Here is a 20,654-nt window from a genome sequence, read left to right as displayed (position 1 = left end):
ACCTCATTTTTTTCAGTAAATTATGTTAGTTCCGGTTAGAAGTTTGGGTAATATAAGCTAGGTTTTCTGGGCTTATTGATCTGTTAGAATCAGCCAAACATAGCTGTTTCTTTCAACCAGAGAACTGCGATCGAGAAATATTTTGGTGTGAGGATTTCCTCCTATTTCAACCAAAAAGAAATGTCTTTATGCGTGCAGCATAAAGTGAATTATTGACAATATGGCTACCGGAAACTTTTCAGATTTTATTGATGTCAAATTTTACCGCCAAAGCAATCCTGATTTGGCTAATTTGAGTGATGCTCAACTATTAAGCCACTTCAATACAGAGGGAATCGATCGAGGGAGAGTTTTTTCACCTTTTATAGACCTAAAATTTTATCAGCAAAACAACTCTGGATTGGCTGGTTTCAGCAATCGTCAATTGTTGTCACATTTAGTAAATAATGGTATCAATGAAGGTCGAATTTTTTCTCCTTATCTAGACCTTAATTATTACCGCCAAAAAAATGCAGATTTGGCTGGGTTGTCTAACAAACAACTTTGGGATCATTTCAATAAAATTGGTTTTGCACAAGGACGAGCATCTTCACCAATACCTTACAATAGTATTTCCGGTTTTGGTTTAGTAAATTCTGCCGCTGCTGTTGCGTCTGCTACCGGAAAAACTCCCTTTGCAGAAGTTGCCAATTTAGGTGGAAATAGTTGGAACTTGGATGCAATTAAAGCGCCAGAAACCTGGAGTAAAGGCTACACAGGTCAAGGAATTGTTGTCGCTGTTGTAGATAGTGGAGTTGATTATAAACACAGTGATTTAGATGGGAATATTTGGGTTAATACCAAAGAAATCTCCGGGAACGGAAAAGATGATGATGGCAACGGTTATATAGATGATGTTCGTGGTTGGGATTTCGTTAATAATGATAACGATCCAATGGATTTACAAGGACATGGTACTCACGTTGCAGGTACAATTGCTGCCGAAAATAATGGTTTTGGTGCAACTGGAGTAGCACCCAATGCCAAAATTATGCCTCTCAGAGTGCTGGATGCTTCTGGCAATGGTTCCGTACTTGATGTAGCTGCGGGAATTCGCTATGCTGCCGATAATGGAGCGAAAGTAATTAATCTTAGTTTAGGTACAGATATTAGTACTCCAGCACAAGCTTCAGCTATTAAATATGCGGCAGACAAAGGGGTAGTTGTAGTTTCTGCGGCAGGAAATGAAGGCCAATCTCAACCAGGCTTTCCAGCCAGATATGCTTCACATTTTGGTATTGCTGTAGGTGCAGTAAATAAAAATAATCAAATGGCAAGTTTTTCTGATTTATCAGGGAAGTTACCTTTAGATTATGTGGATGCTCCGGGGGTGGGTATTTACTCTACTTTTCTGGGTAATAGCTACAGAAATATGAGTGGTACATCAATGGCATCGCCTCATATTGCGGGAGTAGCAGCATTAGTTTTAAGTGCTAATCCCAATCTCACACCTGTACAAGTGGAAAGGATCTTAACTAAAACTGCCAATTCCACAGTTGTTCAGTCAGCAAATGTTACAGCAACTCAAAATTCTTCTGTTGATACTTTGACAGGAAATTCGATCGATAGAGAATTGGGTGATTTTGTGGTGACAGATGGAATTATTAACCATAATATTGATGAGAGTGATGGATTCAATTTAGGCTATATTACTAGTAGTTTGATTCAGCCATACATCGCTATTCACAATTCTACTGAGTCAGGGGATTTCAGCAATGAACAGCTTTTAATTGTCAATGACGATTTTCTGAGAAATAGAAATTTAGCGATCGCCTACGGATTGAATGATTATGAAAATAGTACCTGGATGCCAATAGTTGATTCAGGTACTCAAATTCATAATTTCAGGTAAGTAAAAATCAAGTAACACCAAGGGCAGAAACCGGGTTTTTTTACCATTAACGTTGGTTTAAAAACCCGGTTTCACACTACTAAGCGGATAGAGAATTCCGTCCGACATTTTGGCTAAAGGACAGCAAACCGCGTTGCTGTTTTCTTGAATTCATCAAAGGTTAGAGTGACAAACCCATCCGATCTGGGAAGAGTTACCCTAACATCTTTTTCATCACCACTGACACCAGCAGTAGCACCAGCATCTTGACCGTGAGGATTATAAAGCACAACTCGCTGTTCTTCAGTCTCAGGATCAACATAAGCATCAGTCATTGCATAAGCATGACCAGAGAAAATTAAACCATTCTTATCTTTAGGCCCAGATACCGTTACACTCTTGCCGTTTTTGAAAGCATCAACCAACACTTGGAAGTCAACTTTTGTTGGCTCATCATATTCGGTAGGTTCACCCTTTTTCATCTGTTGTAAAACATATTCGTGAATCCCACCATTCCCCATTTTATCGTAGCTACCCAACCACTGTGCATAAGCGCGTTCCATAAGTGGAACCCAAAGCACATTTTCAGCATTATCTATTGCGGTATCTCTAGCAGAACCAGCGATTTCTCCATTTTTCGTAATTAATTGGTTATCAATAACTACGTATTCTGCTTTGCCTGTATCTTTGTTGAAGAAGCGAATAGTGTAAGTGCCATCGAAATTCCCTTGATCGTTCGTATTAGCAAAAATTGCGTTTTTTATTACTTGCGATGTTGTATTGCCTCGGAAAGGATCTTTATCGGTAGTACCTTCAGGAGGACGTTGCGAACCAAATAATGCTCCCAATCCGGCCAAGTAATAACAGTCACTAAATGGGTTTTGGGCAATGTCACCCAGCGTTGGGCCATTAGAGCCAAACAAATTACCTTGGACTGCTTGATACTCGTAGAAATTTGTTTTTGTAGGCTTGTCTTCATCTGTGAATTTTGGCTCAGGACGCACTGTTCCCTTAAACCATTTAGCCACTTGATTTTCAAAATTAGTAGCACTTTTGTCAGCCTTCATACCTTGAACAACATTGGTAGCCAAATACCGGATTGAGTCTGGCATTGTGAAGGCAGTCTTTTCTTTTGCCAAAGTGGTCAAATCCGCGAATTCTGCTTCGCTAATTTTGCCATCAGTTCCCACTTGTTTGTAGATTTCTAGCATTCCATTGCGGTTTAGTTCACCATTGGTTATCCGACGCTCAAAAATTTCTTTTATCTGCTGATCTTCCAAGTTATTGAGGAAGTCATCTGAAGCAGCAGAAGTACCAGCATCCTGAATTTTTACTAAATCCTGAGAACTAGCAGAACTAAGCGCTAGAGATGCTACAGATGCTCCACTTGATTGACCTGCACTGAGGGTATAATTTCCAGTAGCTTGATCTGCAAAACTTGTAACTCGCACCACATATTCTATTCCTGGCTGTGCGGTAAAGTTAAGCTGGGAATTGCGGTTAGTGGGATTGCTAATATCATCATTTTCCGCAATTACTTCTGCCGTTGCTCGATCGATCAATTCCAGATAGGTATCGAACTGTGTAGAACTGAGATTAATTTGTACTTGTTGTCCGGGAGTAATACCAGTCAATAAATAATCGTTACTGAACTGTTGTGATTCTCCATCTGGGCTAGAACGAACTAAATCTGTACCACCCAAATTATCGTTAATAGTTTGTCCTAAAGCTAAATTCCCGACAATTGGCGAAGCAGCATTGGTAGTTAAGGTAAAGTCTCCTGTGCTGAATTCTGGATCGGCAAAACTAGTCACCCGAATTATGTAATCTTCACCTGGTTCTGGAGTGAAAGAAAGGGCAGAATTAGTATTCCCAGGTGAGAGGTTGTCATTTTCGGCAACTAGTTCATCGGTACCGACTTTCACTACTTGTAATGCTGTGTCAAATTGGGAAGAAGTCAAATTAATACTGACTTGCTGATTTGCCACGACATCAGTTAGCAAGTAATCAATCGATGGACTGCTAGGACGCAAGGAATTCGGCGTGTCTCCCAAAGACAAATTACCTTGTACTGTTTCATTGCTGGCAATCGCTTGTATATCTTCTGTACCTGTGCTTCCGCTACCAGGTGCTTCCAATGTCAATTGGTAATTGGTATCGCTTCCTTGAGACTGCAACAAAATAAAATAATCACCTGCTTCTTGGCGATTAAAGCTTATTATTCCTGGGCTAGAGCTAGTAGCAGTTTTGGCATCGATTACTTCATTTGGATCGATAATTTGATTGTTGTTGAAGTCTCGAATTAGTTGGATGCTAGCATTGGCGCTAACATCTTTTAATGACAAGGAAAAATCGCGATTTTCATCTAGTGAGAAACTATAAATATGCACAGGTGTAGCTTTATTTAGCGTGCCTTGGTATGTATCAACTCCGCCAATACTTCCCAAGGAAACTGCACCTTTTAGGGATTGATTCAAGATGGTTGCTGGGGTGACAAATGGCGTTGCTTGTAGGTTGAGGCGATAAGGTGTATTTTGTCCTTCTTCATACTGGTACACCTGCACAAAATAAGTTCCCGGAGTTAAGTTAAGGGATAAATTTTCTGGTGTTGTTCCTTCTTCCTCGGAAAAGTCTAACTCCTCAGAAAAATCAATTAATCCGTCCCGATTAAAGTCTTTTGCTATCTCTATATCTGCATCCGCAGAAAGTCCATCTAATTTCAGATTAACAAGAGAAGTTTGACTGAGAGTGAAGCTATAAATAGCAGTGGGATTATTATCAGTGACACTACCAAGTAAAAGTTTGTTACTCGTTAAAGAGCGAATTTGTTTGGCTTGCTCTAAGGTATCTCCTGGTAAAATATTACTGCTAATTCTTCCTTCTTTTTGACCGAATTGCAGGTAATGTTTAATTGCGGTTGTTGTTCCAATGTTGACTGCATTTGCTACATCGGAGTTTTGTTGTAAATAAAAGTTGGTAACAAAGTCTCCTCCAGGGTCTCTTCTTTCCAATTGCCCGGATTTGATAAAGTGTTCGTAGGTGGTAAGGATATCGCGATCGACTGCTGCTTTTACATCTGGGTTTTTTTGCAGATAAGTATTTGTGTAGAATTCTGCGATCGGATCGCGTTTTTCCTTTTGTCCAAAACCAAGGAAGTGATCTGTAGGCGTGATGATTTTTTGTTGAACTGCGGCACTTACATCTGGGTTCTGTTCTAAATAAAATGCACTATCAAAAAAAGCACTAGGATTCCGATTTTCAAATTTTCCAAATAGATTGAAATGCGCTAATCCGTTAGCAAAAATACCAGCACTTACAGCTTGTCTGACATCCGCATTGCTCGCTATATAATAGCTTTCATCAAACAGCGAATTAATATCTAGCATAAACCATTCCTAAAAAACAATGAACAACGACCTTATCTATCTGAGCAGTTTTAAATCTATCTACTCATAGATGAAATATGACTGAGTATATCGGTTTTTAACACCTATTCAAGTGTTCTTCATAATACTTGCAGATTATATGTATAAATATTTGTATTTATTAAAAAATAAAGATTTTTATTATTTTTTTTGTTAACTTACTATTAAAAATAGCTAGGGGTTAGTTGTTCAGAAAAATTGAAATAAAAACAACTAACTACTTTTCAATTATTAAAAATTACATTCAGAGAATCTCTAATACCTCTTTGATAAAAGATTTATAAATTATTTATGTTTGCCGAGCGCAAAAAGCTAAATACTAAGTATAAGACTTTTCAGAAATATACCTATTAAATGGCTATTCCTGAAATCAAACAAATTGTAAAAAAAAGTCAAGGTATGTATGAGCGTGAACCTATTTGATGTAAACTTTTACCGCGCTGCTAATTCTGACTTGGCAGTATTAACTGACAGACAAGCTTATGCTCATTTTATTACTTCGGGATTAACCGAAGGTAGAGCCTTTTCTCCCTTGGTAGATTTAAAATTTTATCAAGCTAATAATCGGGATTTAGCTGGTTTAGATAATCGACAACTTTTGCAACATTTAGAAAATTTTGGCGTGCAAGAGGGGAGATTATTTTCACCGTTGGTAGATGTAGATTTCTATCTTAATAGTAATGCCGATTTAAAGCAGGCTTTTGGTGGAAATCGGGAACAAGCACTGACTCATTTGCAAAGTTTAGGAGTCAATGAAAGACGTAAATTTTCCCCGGTGGCTAACTTAGATTTTTACTTAGCAACTAATGCCGATGTTAATACTGCGTTTCAGGGGAATCGATCGCAAGCCTTAAGACATTTAGTACTTAATGGCATCCGAGAAGGCAGATTATTTAGTGAATTTTTCGAGCCAAGTTTTTATTTACAAAATAACTCTGATGTTAATGCGGCATTTGCAGGCGATCGCTATCAAGCATTACAACATTTTGTAACTCTTGGATTAAATGAAGGTAGAGATTTTTCTGTGCCTTTGGATTTGAGTTACTACCGCCAATTATACCCGGATTTAGTAGCAGCTAATTTAAGCGATCGCCAATTATTTGAACATTTCCAAATATTCGGAGTAAACGAAAGACGCATTTCCTCGCAATTTTTTAATGTTGGTTATTACTTAGCTAATAATCAAGACTTAAGAAATGCAGGTTTCAATTCTCTGCAAGCATACCAACATTTTGTCACCAATGGATTAAGAGAAGCACGAAACGCTAACTTTAGCAATAATGTCCTTTTCAACGCCGTAGCATCTGGAGATGCCACAGAAAATAGTGCTATTCTCTGGACAAGAACTGCCGATGCTTCCACTCAACAAGGTAAAGTCAGCGATTTAGTAGTACAAGTTGCCACAGATCCCCAATTTACTAACATTAAAAATACCTTTGTTACTCAAACAAAACCCGATCGCGACTACACCATAAAAATCGACAACACCTTCTTACAAAGCAACACTCGCTATTATTATCGCTTCCTAGCACCCGGAGGACAAATCAGCCAAACAGGAACGTTTAAAACCGCACCCAACCCCACAGATAAAGTACCTGTTCGCATGGCTTTTAGTGCTGATACAGCAGGTGAATGGCGACCTTATAATTTAAGCAAAGAATTTCCTAAATTAAATTTAGACTTCTTTGTTTACTTAGGCGATGTCATTTATGAAACCAGAAGTGGTAATCCTAATACTGGGTTAGGTAACTCTCCAGCCACAGCAGATCCCTTTACAGATCAAGCTCAAAGTTTAGCTGATTATCGTCGTAAATATTTAGAAAATTTGTTACCTGTAAATCCCGGTGGATTCCCAGGTTTACAAACACTTTATGCTTCCCAAGCTAACTACACACTGTTAGATAATCACGAACTTGGCGATCGACAATTTGCTAATGGAGGTGCGCCTGCTGGTGTTCCTGCGGGTGCAGGTGTAGATGCGACAAATCCGATTTTTGATGTTAATAATACCGGGAGTTTTATTAATAAAACTCCCGGATTTCAAAATGTGGTGTTGCAAGCTTATAAAGATTATCAACCAATCAGAGAAGTGAAAGCTTCTACACCTAACGATCCGAATACTAATGGAACTGACAAATTATATTTTGCCCAAAAATGGGGAGCAAATGCTGTTTTTATTAATGTAGACGATCGCTCTTATCGTGACATTCGCATGAGGAGAATTAACGATCAAGGAAGAACTGTAGATGACACAGGCGATCGCGCCAACAATCCCGATCGAACCATGTTAGGCGACACCCAATTAGAGTGGCTTAAACAAACACTTTTACAAGCCAAAAATGACAATACCACCTGGAAAATTATCGCCATTTCCACACCAATAGATGAAAATGCCAGCACCAGCGGCAACAAAATCATCCCCTTAGACACCGGAAAAACTTGGATTGGTGGATATCGTGCCGAACGCAACGAAATACTCAAATTTATTGCCGATAACCAAATTAAAAACGTCGTATTTCTTAGCGCCGACGATCACGAATTCCGCGTTAACGAACTAACTTATTTCGATCCAGTAACAGGTGCTCGCGTTCAAGTTCCTCACAGTTTCACAGTAGTTGGTGGCCCCTTAGCCGCTTTTGGCCCAGGTTTAATTAGCGATCGCAGCTTTGAAAATATTAAATCTTTAGCCGATGGAATAGTTGCTCAACAGCAAGCAAGAGGGGCCGATCCACTAGGATTAAATCCCAACTTCCCAGGCTTAGAAAACGTCTTTCGCGAAGGCGATCCTAACGCCAATACTCTACGTCAACCAGTGGATTTTTATTCACCAGATACCTTTAATTACGTGACTCTTGATATTAGTGGCGACGGCAACAAACTCTCAGTAAATACTTACGGAATTAACGCTTACAGAGATAACACTTTCCCAGAACCAAACCCAGAAGATCCTGTAAGGCGTATACTTGGCTTTGACGTTCAAGCCAGCCTCTAATAAGCTAAACAAAAATCAGGTAAGTTTACATCAATTACCCAGAAACTTACCTGATTCGTTATTTTTGTTGGTGGTAAGTGAGCGATCGCTAATTAGTCCACATCTACAGAGTGGTTACTAAAAGCTCGCTGACTATTATCTAAAGCTCTGTCTGCCTGAGATTTCAAAGAATTTGAGATTTTGTCACTTGCTTTAGCTGCATCACGAGCAGTATTTTTGGCATTTTGTGTGGCTTCTTCCACTACATTAGGTACAGATTTGGCAGCGTTTTGGGTATTTTCTTTCACATTTTCTACGCCACGTTGAGTACCCTTAGTTACATCTTTAGCCGTGTTTTTAGTTGATTCACCAATATCTTTTGTCAGGTTTTCAACTCTTTCGTCTAACGGTGTACCACTGGTATAGTTGTCGGCATATTTTTCAAAGCTGTCAGCACCCTTTTGGATGTTTCTTTCTGCCTTATTTACAATGTCATTAGCCTTACTATTTAGGCCAGAAGTATTCGCTCTTGGATCGACATCACTATAACCGTTCATCCCACCTCTGTAAGGCGAAGAAACAGCATTTGACGGAACTTCAGGTCTGCCATTTTTGTCTAGCGCGTTTGCTGGGCCATCGCTACAAGCAGTGGTAACTATTACTAAAACTCCAGCCAGAAACACAGTTAAAACTCGGAACAAACGAGTAGGATTGAGAAAAGAAATTATTTGTTTCATATTTTACTCCTTGTTGATTGTTTGATGTTTAGTTAGCGAAGAAATTATCTTTCTTTAGCAGGGTTAACTTGCAACTCTGGTTCTGTAGGTTGTCCTAACTTATCTTTGATGAAAGCTGAAGCGTCTTTGAATGTTTCCCCAACTCTTTCTAGAATCTTTGCATCGGGATCGTTGCGATTAATCACCCCTTGACGAGGTGCAGGAATTTGAGTAACAGATTTCTCTAATTCCTTTTCTCCTCTAGGGCCAATATCTGGATTTCTAGAGCTAGTAGCATCAGAGCCTGGGTAGAGTAAATCAGAAGCATCGCTCTCAATATTCGCAGCAATTAACTGATGAGAAATTAGCTGAAGATCTGCTCTATTGTTACGCTCTTTATTGACAGTTTCGCTGTTCACCCTTGGATCGCTAGATGCGTTGAAATTCGTGTAACCATCCCCACCATTTTTGTAAGGATTATTTGCGCCTCCAGCTTGTACGGGAGGATTATTTGGACGTGCGCCTGTCATATCACCACTATTACAAGCAGTCATAAAAAATAGCGCTATTCCTGCTAAGAAAACCGTCAATAATCTGCCCAATCGTAGCTTTTTAAAGAAATTAGTTAAACTTCTCACTAATCCCCCCTCATTATTTTTTACCAACGCTTATTAACATAGAAATTAATTAGTAAATTCTCCATCTAACTGAGGTTACATTCTTTTTGAAACTTTCAGTAAACATTTCTCTAACTAGAGAGAGAGTCATAACAACTAAGAGCTTTAGGACAATTTCCTAAAGCCCTTTCATACAGATATTTTTGCTTATGACTTTACATTAATATCTGGTTCCTGGACGAGAAGCTTCATCAGGTTCACGGTAACGTACAGGTTCTTCATGTTTGTTGCGACCAGCTAAACCAGCTAAACCGATTAAACCTAATAAACCCAACCAACCCCAATCAAAACCGTCTCTGTTGTCTCTGTTGTAATCAGCAGTCCCAGTAGTGGTATTAGTACCACCAGTAGTTGTATCAGTAGTTGTACCAGTTTGAGCGGAAGCAGGTAATGCCAGAGGTAAAGAAGCTAAACTTAAAGTTACTAAGCTAGCGCCGATAAACTTGGACAGTTTGTTAGTTTTCATGTTAAATTTCTCTCCCTTTTATTAAGTCTTTTCCGATTTTCAACAGCATCCAAAACTATTGAGATATCTGATTTGTTTTGTGCAAGCTAACTGCATAGCTTTACTATGATGGTGCAAAATTAAATCTGTACCATCATCAATCTTCAGCTAGAGAATCTTTTACCCAAGAACTCATCCTTGAGACATAGGCAAAATTTTTAGGATATTCTGGGGATAAATAATCCAAAAACTTTCAGCATAATACAAGCTACTGTGTAATCACCCTTCGGTAGGTAATCCTTCTTTGTTCACTTCTTCCTCTAATTGTTTTTCATCAACAAGATAGCTGGGGATGTTATTATCTTGCTTAAGTTGAGAAAAAATTCTCCAAGTATTCCAATTCCACTTGCGATCGCTACTAGAACCATTACCATTGTCATCCTGCATATTCACTAAATTGTATTCCACATTTTCCGCATAAATGGCAAAGGTAATATTAAATAACTCCAAAAAGTAAATAATCCACTGGCATTCAGCTTCGGGATATTTCTGATAGTACTCAATTAACGTGGCAACACAAGTTTCTAAGTGCGATCGCGAATTCGGAGATATTAAAATAATTTTTAATAACACTACTACCAAAGTTAACGGATTTCCTTGGGACAGCAGTAAAACAAATAATTCTGCTGGGTCTTGTCTGTTTTCAATCGTCAAAAAATCAATCACACGATTGCAACTTCTTAAAATCAATGCCTGATTTAATAAGTCTTCATCATGTTGGTCATACATTGACTCTAACTTAGCTGACAAATTTTGATTGAAGAGATTAACAACTCTTGGGTTTTTAACGGAAAAAAGTAAATAATTGCTCAAACTTTTCTTATAAAATTTATAGTTCATGTTCTGCGTCTGTTTCAGAAAAATATTCGCCAAATTGGTGTAGCTAAAAGGGCCACGCTTGACTAAAATTCTCTTAATCAGACGTAAAACATCATCACCCAAACCTGTAGGATTTACTAAATTCCTGTGATTGCTGCTAGCAGACTGTGTATAAGCAGTATACATAGCCAAATCAAATTTAAACTTATCTTTTAATTCTTTAGAAAGCGCCTTAGCAGCTGCTCTCTGTTCTTCTGGATTCCTCAAATCCATATATTGTGGCACTAAAAGATAACAAGCATAACGATGCGCCCAATGCCCTTCCCTATCAAAACGCGAAGCAAATAACTTCAGTTCTTGATAATCCTTACTGTTAATAAAATTACTCAGCCAATACCGAATCCGATTCAAATTTTGGGAAATAGTTTCTTCATAAATTTTCGGCTCATTAAAAGCTGCAATTAACTCTTGAATCGATTTCCGCCTTCTAGTGGCATCCCAATTGTTAATTAAAATATAGCAAGAACGTTTGAGTGTATTTCTAAACTCTGTTTCGTCATTCTCAAAAACAATTTTGTAGAAAGCTTGAATAACTTCCTGCTTAGCTACTTCTGTTTGATAGATAAACAGGTTTTTAAATTCTTGTAATACGATTTCAGGAGGCCACTGCCTAACAATGTTAAGCAGAAACCTATAAATAATATTCTGTGACCTTTGTAGACGTGAACCTTGACTGTTTAGCTGGATTGAATTATCCTGCTTATGCACCGAAGGTTGATGATTCATGTTTAATCTGCCTGAAGTGGTAGTGCTTCCTAATAATTAGATTGTGTCGAATAACGCCGAGGGCACCCTGATTTCATTTTGTTGCAGTCTAACTTAGAGTACCTCAATTGTACAAGATCTGTGCTGAACAGTTTTGATTCTATATCCGAGCTTCACTTATAGTTGTAGGTTTGATAGACAAATAACTCACGCAGCCGACGACAACAGTTTGCGATCGCAGGCATCGATCGATTTGTGAGGTCGGCTATTAATTATTGCGGCTTGAACTAGACAAAATTCAAAATCTAAAATCGGCAATTCTTCAATCGAAAATTTCTAGGGTCACAATAGCCTATATATTTTCTGTCTATGTTCTAATATTTACTTGCTATTTTTTTCTATCTTAATATTTTTTAATAATTTTTTTCTAATTAATTGCTATTCAGGTCATTATTGCGATCGTCCTGCTTAAAAATCACAAAGCAGTTACCAGGCTAATTCCGGTAACTGCTTATCTATTAAAGGTTATAGGATTATGGGGGCAGAGGGACTTGAACCCTCACGACCTTTTACGGTCAACGGATTTTCATTCTCTCGCAGCTTTCGCTACTGCCTGAAACTATAACTCAGGCTTTGAGAATTGGACTCTCCCTTTACCCTCGGCTTTACGTTAGGGTAGCTCCCGTCGAGTCTCTGCACCTTCCAAAAAGTTCTGAGTTACTACTCTTTACCCTTTTGGCTTGGCTCAGGATTGCCATATCTGTCACCAGATTTAGGTTTCCCTGAATTTGAGAGCCGTCACTTGCAGGATTTCTCCTCCAAGGCTCAGTTTTCTAAGTCCGTAGCGTCTACCATTCCGCCACACCCCCGAACTCTGCTTGAAATTCCAGCCTTTTTCGGTTGGATATTCATCTTACCCCAAAAATCTGAATTTGCACAATTGTTTAGAAAAAATTTTTGGGAAACGACGGCAGAAGGTGAAAATTCAGGGCCCCTCAAGAGTCCCCGTTCCCTCTTTAGACCAATAACCTGTAAAATGATCGAGTACCCTTCCCTACCGCGCTTAGTGTTGTTGCTGTAGACAAGAAAGACTATGCTGATTGCACTTTTGTATTTAATCTTGGGTGGAGCTTATTTGGTGGTAGTTCCTTTGCTGGTGTTTTTCTATATGCAAAAACGCTGGTATACTTGTACCTCTTTTGAGCGCGGTTTTATGTACTTTCTGGTGTTTTTCTTTTTTCCCGGATTGTTGGTACTCGCGCCGTTTTTCAACTACCGACCTAAGCGGCGACAAGTTGAAGCATAAAATTTACTATTGGTCAACCCTAAATGCGTCGGATTGACATTATTTATATAGGCTTGGGAATTTTCCTGGCTGGTGGATTAGCTTTCCTAGTGCTACAACTGGTAGGCTTAGATAGTCAGCAAGCGGGGATTTGGAGTCAGGCTTTGCTGATTTTTGGGTTAATTGGTTGGTTGCTGACTTATTTGTTTCGGGCCAGCACCAAACAAATGACTTACAATCAGCAATTGAAGGATTATCAGGAGGCGGTTTTGCAAAAGCGCCTCGAAGAAATGACTCCTGAAGAACTAGAGAAGCTTCAGGCAGAAATTGAACAAGAAAAAAAATAGTTTGGTTAGTGGTTTTTTGCTGGGTGTTGGCAGAATGCTAAGATTGACATCCAGCAACTAACCGCTATTAATTGAGTTTTTGATTTATTACTTTTGACAAAATGACTTCTATTTCCGATCGCTTTGAGTCTTTACGCTCTCAATCCCAATGCGCTTTAATTCCTTTTATTACCGCTGGCGATCCAGATTTGCAAACAACGGCTCTTGCATTAAAGGTTCTCGATCGCAATGGTGCTGATATTATTGAATTGGGTGTACCTTATTCCGACCCTTTAGCCGATGGGCCTGTAATTCAAGCCGCAGCAACTAGAGCCTTACAAAATGGTACAAAATTGGATGATGTACTCAAAATGTTAGGCAATGTCATCCCAGAATTAACAGCGCCAATAGTATTATTTACCTATTACAATCCGATTATTCATCGGGGAATCGAAAACTTTTTACAGCAACTTTCCCAAGTGGGAGTCAAAGGTTTAGTTGTTCCTGATTTACCTTTGGAAGAAGCCGAAAGTTTACTTAAACCTGCTAGTGAATTGGGCATTGAGGTAATTTTATTAGTAGCACCGACTAGTTCTCCCGAAAGGATAAAAGCGATCGCCCAAAAGTCCCAAGGTTTTATTTACTTGGTGAGTGTAACAGGTGTTACCGGAATGCGATCGGGATTAGAATCACGAGTTGCAGATTTACTCCAACAAATGCGCCATGTTACTGATAAACCTATAGGTATCGGTTTTGGGATTTCTGCACCGGAACAGGCCAAACAAGTTAAAGATTGGGGTGCAGATGCGGCTATTGTGGGAAGCGCTTTTGTCAAGCGTTTGGCAGATGGTACACCAGAAACAGGATTAACAGCTATTGGCGAATTTTGTCAGAGTCTAAAAGGGGCGATCGCTTAATTCTCATACTTAATTATGGAAAAGTTAGTTTCTCGATTCATATTATTATGTGGGTTGGTATTGCTGTTTTTCTGTATTCCAGTTAACTTAATTTGTCCTCCGGCGATCGCAGTTCTCCGCGAATACCAAGACGCACCCGGAGTAATGCGATATCAATCCCAACATTCACTCCGAGATGCTACAGGTTACTCTTGGCAAGTCGTACTTTTTAAACAGTTTCCACCCGATCGATCTCCGCAATTTATTCTCCGGTTAGTCGGATTTCCCGGTGTCGTGGAGATTGCCCATCCCCAACCATTAGAAATTACCACTAACAGCAGTAAATTACTCACAGCAACAGATTTGTTTGCAACAGAATCTCCTGCCCCTAACGTTGGTCAGTATAACGTTACGAATTTAATTGCTCAACTACCGCCAAATAGCTTTTTAAAACTTACTATACCCCTAACACAAAACAAAAATATCACTTTAAAAATCCCGAATTCTATAGTTATTGAATGGCAATGGTTAGCAACAGAAATAGAATGAGAATTTAGTTATTTTCAGTGGTCTTTTTAGAGATAAAACCACCCAAAATATATCACTTAGTTAAAAAAATATTTTGACAAATTGCTAAGTTTCTCTGGACAAGTTAGGAATTGTAACTAGATAAAAAATGGCAAATGCTTTGATTTTATACCCATTTGGTGCGATCCTAGAGTATTTTATAAAGAATTAAGCTCTCTGTCAGTCGTATCCTATAATCCTACTTGTCACTGTGAATAAGAGGAATTGTCCGATAAATAAAGGTTTCTTGGAGGGGAGATTAAGTCGTGAAATAAACAGTTAAATAGTAAAGTTTTGCAAAAAAAAGGAAAGTAAAACTACAAAATTTTTTAAAATAGAACCGAGTAACAAAATACCGATACAGAGATTTACAGGCAGATCATGTTAGATACTAAAGATTGCTTGGAAAACAAATGCCCGATTCAGTTTACCCTGGACTTGATTGGCAATAAGTGGTCTATCTTAATTCTGCGAGAACTTTTTATAGGCGATCGCCGCACCCACCAGTTTTTAGATGCCTTACCAGGAATTAGCAGTAAAACATTAACCATTCGACTGCGCGAATTAGAAGCATACGGTTTAGTGCAACGCCAAGTCTATCCAGAAATTCCGCCTCGCGTAGAATACTCCCTGACAGAAAAAGGCAGAGAAATTCAACCAGTGATGAGTGCCTTATATCGTGTAGGACAACACTGGTTAAAAGAAGATGCTTGTGTTTGTCCCTTGGAAAAAACCATATTCGCCCAATTGGAAAAAGCCCGTTAAATAGCATTTTTAATCGGAGATTTGCTTTTAAAATTGATAATAATTCACATTGACACTCTATCAGTCGTAGGGGTAATTCATGAATTACCCCTACGCTGCGACGGGATTCTTCTTACGGGAAAGTGATAAAATTTGTGGATTATATTAACGTTTTGATATCTAGGAGAACGTGCGACACAAATATATACTTTTTTACAAACCATACAACGTCTTGTGCCAGTTTACAGACGAAAACCAAAGTGCTGATAAAACTAGACAAACCCTGAAAGACTATATTTCCATTCCCGAAATCTATCCAGTAGGACGTTTAGACCAAGACAGCGAAGGACTACTATTACTGACAAATGATGGGAAATTACAACATTTTTTGAGCGATCGCCGCTACAAACACCCACGCACATACTGGGTACAAGTAGAAAGAATTCCCTCACCAACCGTCCTCAACCAACTTCGCCAAGGAGTAAAAATCCAAGACTACCAAACAAGACCAGCGTATGTAGAACTTTTGCCCACCGAACCCATGTTACCACCCCGGGAGCCGCCAATTCGGTTTCGCAAAAACGTACCCACAGCTTGGTTAGAGATGACACTCACAGAAGGTAGAAATCGACAAGTCCGAAGAATGACAGCAGCAGTCGGTTATCCTACCTTAAGATTAGTCAGAGTAGCAATTGCTCATCTGGGTTGGGAAGGTTTAGCACCAGGAGAGTGGCGAGAGTTAACTCCAGAAGAACTAAAACCATTATTGCATCTGAACAAAGTAAATTAACGATCGCGCAAATCTAAATTTTTTGTTTAAATTAAGTGAGAAGTTTTTGCAGCAATCCCCATCGATCGCAATTCAAAATGCAACAATAGGAAAAGAGAATTTGGAATTGTTTATCAGTTAGCCTTGACTTGGGAGCTATCAAAAAAATATGGGAGCGTGAGAACCCCTGACTTTTAAGCAGGGGTTTGATAGCGACACAAGGGGATTTATCCCCCTGTTTCTGGTATAATTATGTAGGCGGTAAAGCGCATTGGCAAGCATGAGAGTTTAACTCTTCTACAAACTTAAACTCTTTCCTCAGTAAAGTGTTGTATCTAAACATCTCAGGCTGACCAATTCCACGATTGTCCATCCAATAACGAAGCACTTTATTGCGGACGAATTGAGATGTCTTGATTGCTGAGTTAATGGCAGATATTTGTTGTGGTTTTGGATTGACTTTAAACTCGTAGACAAACACGATTGATACTGAGGTATTACATATCAATTGCTATAATAACATGAAATTGGGACAGAGTAATCAAAAGCCGCCCTGCAAGGGCGGGGCTTGTATCCCATTATTTTGGTCAACAGGAAAATAGTGGGAGCGTGAGAACCCCTGAGATTTATCCAGGGTATGAAACGCGATGATCGGGGGATAAATCCCCGTGTTTCTCTTGAGCGCCATCTTTTTTACAAAATCTGATATCATTTTGTAGGAGGTGAAGAACAGTGTTAACTTTGACCTACGAATACAAAGCCAAACCTACTGGTGAGCAAATTGCGTTAATCGAACATACCCTTGATGTTTGTCGCCAAGTGTGGAATTTTGCTTTACGTGAACGCAAAGATTGGCTTAATTCTCGCAAGTCACCGATTAACGCTTGTTCAATAGTCTCTGAGTACATCATTCCAGCAGATGCGCCCTACCCTAATTACTACACCCAAGCCAAGTCCCTAACAGAAGCTAAAGAGCAATATCTAGAACTAAAAACTGTCAATGCTCAAGTCCTGCAACAAGTATTGCGAAAACTAGAAACCGCATTTGTGGACATGAGACGCAAAGGAATGGGTTTTCCGCGTTTCAAAAATCGATACAGAATGAGGTCTTATGTTTATCCGCAGCTTGGCAAAAGTGAGGTGTTTAGGGGTAATCAGATTAAGTTACCTCAACTGGGTTGGGTAGAGTATATCAAGTCTCGTGACATTCCTAATGGATTCAAAGTAAAGCAAGTTAGGGTGGTTCGCAAGGCATCAGGGTATTTCCTAATGATGACTTTGGAGTGTGATGTCAATGTACCCGATCCTATTCCTTCTGGTAATCCCAGGGGTATTGATTTAGGGTTAGACAAGTTTGCTGCTACTTCTGATGGTGAATTGATTGAACGTCCTAGATTTCTTCAAACACTACACAGGAAGCTGAAATTGCTGCAACGTAGATTGAAGAAGAAGCAGAAAGGCTCTAATAATCGTCACAAACTAAATCGGAAGATTGCCAGATTACACCAACGTATTTCTGACACTCGCTCATATTGGCATTTTAAATTAGCTCATAAACTTTGCGACGATGCCGGAATGATTTTTGTTGAGGATATTGATGGACGTGTGTGGGCTAGAGGAATGTTTTGTAAACATACTCTTGATGCTGGATTTGGGCAGTTTGTTTCCATCTTGCAATGGGTGTGTTGGAAGCGCGGGGTATACTTCACCAAGGTGAATAAAGACTACACATCGCAGGTTTGCCCGCAATGTGATGCCCACACTGGGAAGAAAGAATTAGGGGACAGGAAACATTCTTGTCCTGAATGCGGCTACACAACGCATAGAGATGTGGCAGCCGCACAAGTGATCCGCAACAGAGGGGTCGATGCGCTGGGACGCAGCGTAGAACAAATTGCCTGTGGAGACGGTCTGGCGGGGACTGGTGACAGTCTAGTTAAGAGTCAAAGAAGCAGGAAGAAGGTTGGAGAGCGACGGCTCATACCGAAATCGGAACATCCTTTAAGAATCCCCTCGATTTTTAATCAGGAGAGTACGTCAAACAGTTAACAATAAGTGATTAAGCCAATACGTCAAGCTTTCTTGCCTTAAAGCCTTGGAGCCTTCTTGCAAAGCGCGATCGGAGCCAACTTTAGCCCCACTAACCCTGAGATCTTTTTCTATCCATCCTCGAAATTGAGGAAATCCTCAAATGCTTTACTGTCCACAATGTCAATTTGAAAACCCAATCACCAATAAATTTTGCCAGCAATGTGGGACTTCCCTTACTCACAAAGCTTGTCCCGAATGTGGCGCACAAGTTAGTTACAGCGCTCAAGAATGCCCAAAATGTGGCGCATTTACCGGAACAGTTTGGCAAGCAATCATTTCACCTCGCAGTGTGAGACAGATTCAGGAACAAGGCAAAACAGCCAATCCTGAATTGATAGCAGCTGCTTCATCTGAGAAACTTGACTTAGAACAGCTTAATATACCTACCTCAACTGAACCAGTTAAAACTGAAATTCAAGTTAGCTGGGAAGAAGAACTGGCAGACCATTCACCAGAGAACACAAAGCCAAAATCAATATCTGAACTCTCTCCAAAGGTATATTTAGACGAGCAGCAGCGCTACCTACTCTTAGAAGCACTACCGTCAGAAACGAGTGAAGAAGTTAAAGTGCGAGTGTTAGATTGTCAACCTTTGCAAGCTTCACCTATAGAAGTTTTCATACGCACTGAAAGTCAGGAACTAGAAATAGGCAAAGAACCCGACAGTAAGAGGATCATCAACTTTTGGGAAACAGTGCCGGAAATTGCTCAAGCTTATCTGGAACTGAAAGAAGAATTTGATCCTGTAGTACCCACGCTCCACGATGCTTGGCTAGAGGACGATCGCTACATCCTCCTAATGGAAGATCGATCGGATTGGCCGACTTTAGTAGAACTGTGGAAAGATAATCAAATTCCCGACATTCATTCCTTACAAATATTGCACGAAATGTCATCCCTGTGGATAGCTACCGAAAAATTCCATTGTCGGCAAAGTTTATTAGAATTAAGCAATTTACGAGTAGATGAAGACCAATCTTTAGGAGTTCTGCGCTTATACAAGGAGTCACCAGAGATTAATCTGAAATTGTCAAGTTTAGGCCGGGTTTGGGAAAATTTATATTGTCAGGCTGGTCGCACAATGTTAGGTCCGATCGGTGTATTAATTAATGACCTGAAGCTAGAAACTATTTCGACAATTGAAGAATTGCGATCGCGTCTGCAAGAAATCGCCGATGAACTGCAAAACCTATCAGTTCCATCTATCCCAACACCACCAGAACCGATCCCATTTAAAAACAATCAAACCATTTCCCCACCCTCAGTAGCCACCTTATATAAAGAACAAATCAATCCTTACTCCCCACACCATGAGAGTAACGATGATATGCCCACAGTAGTTTTACCCATGCAGCTGCTAAGTTTAGAAGACGCAGGTCGTACCGACGTAGGTCGTCAAAGACGGCATAACGAAGACTACTTCGGAGTCCAAACCAAACTTACCAAAATTGAAAATCCGATGGGGCGCAATATGGAAGCCCGGGGCTTGTACATCCTCTGCGATGGCATGGGCGGACACGCGGGAGGCGAAGTTGCTAGCGCTTTGGCGGTGAAAACCCTCTTTGAATACTTTCAAGAACACTGGAACGAAGAACTACCGGAGGAGGACTGCATTCGTCAAGGAGTCCTGAAAGCCAATCAAGTCATCTACGATATTAATCAACAAGATGCTCGTTCCGGTAGCGGACGCATGGGTACCACTTTAGTTATGGTTTTAATTCAAGAAACTCAAGTCGCCGTCGCCCATGTGGGAGACTCCCGCTTATACCGCCTCAGCCGCCGACAAGGCATTGAACAGGTTACGATCGATCACGAGGTCGGACAACGGGAGATTAAACGGGGAGTAGAACGAGAGTTTGCCTATTCTCGTCCCGATGCTTACCAACTTACCCAAGCGTTAGGGCCACGCAATGAACATTTTGTTGATCCCGATATCGATTTCTTTGAATTAAATGAAGATACCCTGATATTGTTATGCTCCGATGGTCTTTCCGATAACGATTTGATCGAAAGCCATTGGCAAACACACCTCCAACCATACTTGAGTTCGCGGAGCAATTTAGAACAAAGCGTCAATGATTTAATTGAACTGGCTAACCAGTACAATGGGCATGACAACATTACAGCGATCTTGATTCGGGCGAAAGTCCGACCGGATTTAGATCAAGCTAGAGTAAGCAATAATTAATCGCCATAAAAAGTAAAAGGTAAAAGGTAAAAAGTAAAAG

Annotated in this window: 15 protein-coding genes and 1 pseudogene; 10 read left to right on the top strand and 6 right to left on the bottom strand. The window is 39.8% G+C overall.

Annotation, left to right across the window (positions count from 1 at the left end):
- Positions 1-220 precede the first annotated feature (220 nt).
- Positions 221-1,891: a S8 family peptidase gene (locus ACE1CC_RS04510; RefSeq protein ID WP_413269276.1), complete on the top strand. Its 1,671-nt coding sequence runs from the start codon at positions 221-223 to the stop codon at positions 1,889-1,891.
- 113 nt (positions 1,892-2,004) lie between these two features.
- Here ACE1CC_RS04510 and ACE1CC_RS04505 read toward each other — a convergent pair whose 3' ends face one another.
- Positions 2,005-5,256: a pre-peptidase C-terminal domain-containing protein gene (locus tag ACE1CC_RS04505; RefSeq protein WP_413269275.1), complete on the bottom strand. Its 3,252-nt coding sequence runs from the start codon at positions 5,254-5,256 to the stop codon at positions 2,005-2,007.
- Positions 5,257-5,698: 442 nt separating this feature from the next.
- Between ACE1CC_RS04505 and ACE1CC_RS04500 the strand changes: the two genes are divergently transcribed.
- Positions 5,699-8,287 carry an alkaline phosphatase D family protein gene (locus ACE1CC_RS04500; RefSeq protein WP_413269274.1) on the top strand — a complete coding sequence of 863 codons (2,589 nt, stop codon included), beginning with the start codon at positions 5,699-5,701 and terminating at the stop codon, positions 8,285-8,287.
- A 92-nt stretch (positions 8,288-8,379) separates the two neighbouring features.
- Here ACE1CC_RS04500 and ACE1CC_RS04495 read toward each other — a convergent pair whose 3' ends face one another.
- From ACE1CC_RS04495 to ACE1CC_RS04480, 4 genes are all read right to left on the bottom strand, one after another.
- Positions 8,380-9,003 carry a DUF6658 family protein gene (locus ACE1CC_RS04495; protein ID WP_413269273.1) on the bottom strand — a complete coding sequence of 208 codons (624 nt, stop codon included), beginning with the start codon at positions 9,001-9,003 and terminating at the stop codon, positions 8,380-8,382.
- Between the two features lie 44 nt (positions 9,004-9,047).
- Positions 9,048-9,620, bottom strand: a complete 573-nt coding sequence (locus tag ACE1CC_RS04490) for a DUF6658 family protein (protein WP_413269272.1) — start codon at positions 9,618-9,620, stop codon at positions 9,048-9,050.
- Positions 9,621-9,819: 199 nt separating this feature from the next.
- Positions 9,820-10,125, bottom strand: a complete 306-nt coding sequence (locus ACE1CC_RS04485; protein ID WP_413269271.1) for a WGxxGxxG family protein — start codon at positions 10,123-10,125, stop codon at positions 9,820-9,822.
- Positions 10,126-10,383: 258 nt separating this feature from the next.
- Positions 10,384-11,769, bottom strand: coding sequence for a hypothetical protein (locus ACE1CC_RS04480; RefSeq protein WP_413269270.1), 1,386 nt, complete (start codon positions 11,767-11,769; stop codon positions 10,384-10,386).
- A 1,072-nt stretch (positions 11,770-12,841) separates the two neighbouring features.
- Here ACE1CC_RS04480 and ndhL point away from each other — a divergent pair.
- The 6 genes from ndhL to ACE1CC_RS04450 all read left to right on the top strand — a co-directional run bounded on the left by ndhL (position 12,842) and on the right by ACE1CC_RS04450 (position 16,356).
- Positions 12,842-13,054 (top strand): NAD(P)H-quinone oxidoreductase subunit L, encoded by a 213-nt coding sequence (gene ndhL, locus ACE1CC_RS04475; RefSeq protein WP_413269269.1) that lies wholly within the window; start codon positions 12,842-12,844, stop codon positions 13,052-13,054.
- A 23-nt stretch (positions 13,055-13,077) separates the two neighbouring features.
- Positions 13,078-13,380 (top strand): DUF3007 family protein, encoded by a 303-nt coding sequence (locus tag ACE1CC_RS04470; RefSeq protein ID WP_413269268.1) that lies wholly within the window; start codon positions 13,078-13,080, stop codon positions 13,378-13,380.
- Positions 13,381-13,481: 101 nt separating this feature from the next.
- Complete coding sequence (gene trpA, locus ACE1CC_RS04465; RefSeq protein ID WP_413269267.1) at positions 13,482-14,276, top strand: tryptophan synthase subunit alpha; 795 nt, start codon at positions 13,482-13,484, stop codon at positions 14,274-14,276.
- 15 nt (positions 14,277-14,291) lie between these two features.
- Entirely contained in the window at positions 14,292-14,804 is a 513-nt protein-coding gene (locus ACE1CC_RS04460; RefSeq protein WP_413269266.1) for a DUF3122 domain-containing protein, read from the top strand.
- A gap of 399 nt (positions 14,805-15,203) precedes the next feature.
- Positions 15,204-15,587, top strand: a complete 384-nt coding sequence (locus ACE1CC_RS04455; RefSeq protein ID WP_413269265.1) for a winged helix-turn-helix transcriptional regulator — start codon at positions 15,204-15,206, stop codon at positions 15,585-15,587.
- Between the two features lie 169 nt (positions 15,588-15,756).
- Positions 15,757-16,356 (top strand): pseudouridine synthase, encoded by a 600-nt coding sequence (locus ACE1CC_RS04450; RefSeq protein WP_413269264.1) that lies wholly within the window; start codon positions 15,757-15,759, stop codon positions 16,354-16,356.
- Positions 16,357-16,588: 232 nt separating this feature from the next.
- On the opposite strand, the pseudogene ACE1CC_RS04445 reads toward ACE1CC_RS04450, so the two are convergent.
- A pseudogene (locus ACE1CC_RS04445) lies at positions 16,589-16,816 on the bottom strand (transposase); the annotation flags it as partial.
- A gap of 251 nt (positions 16,817-17,067) precedes the next feature.
- On the opposite strand from ACE1CC_RS04445, the gene ACE1CC_RS04440 reads away from it, so the two are divergent.
- On the top strand, positions 17,068-18,384 hold the full coding sequence (locus tag ACE1CC_RS04440; RefSeq protein WP_413269263.1) for an RNA-guided endonuclease InsQ/TnpB family protein: 1,317 nt from the start codon (positions 17,068-17,070) through the stop codon (positions 18,382-18,384).
- A gap of 142 nt (positions 18,385-18,526) precedes the next feature.
- Positions 18,527-20,614, top strand: coding sequence for a serine/threonine phosphatase (locus ACE1CC_RS04435; protein WP_413269262.1), 2,088 nt, complete (start codon positions 18,527-18,529; stop codon positions 20,612-20,614).
- Positions 20,615-20,654: the final 40 nt, after the last annotated feature.

Origin of the sequence: Floridaenema aerugineum BLCC-F46, assembly GCF_041929345.1 — a bacterium.
GTDB lineage: Bacteria > Cyanobacteriota > Cyanobacteriia > Cyanobacteriales > Aerosakkonemataceae > Floridanema > Floridanema aerugineum.
Note: the sequence above shows the minus strand (reverse complement) of the source record. Positions and strands in the feature narration are given on the sequence as shown.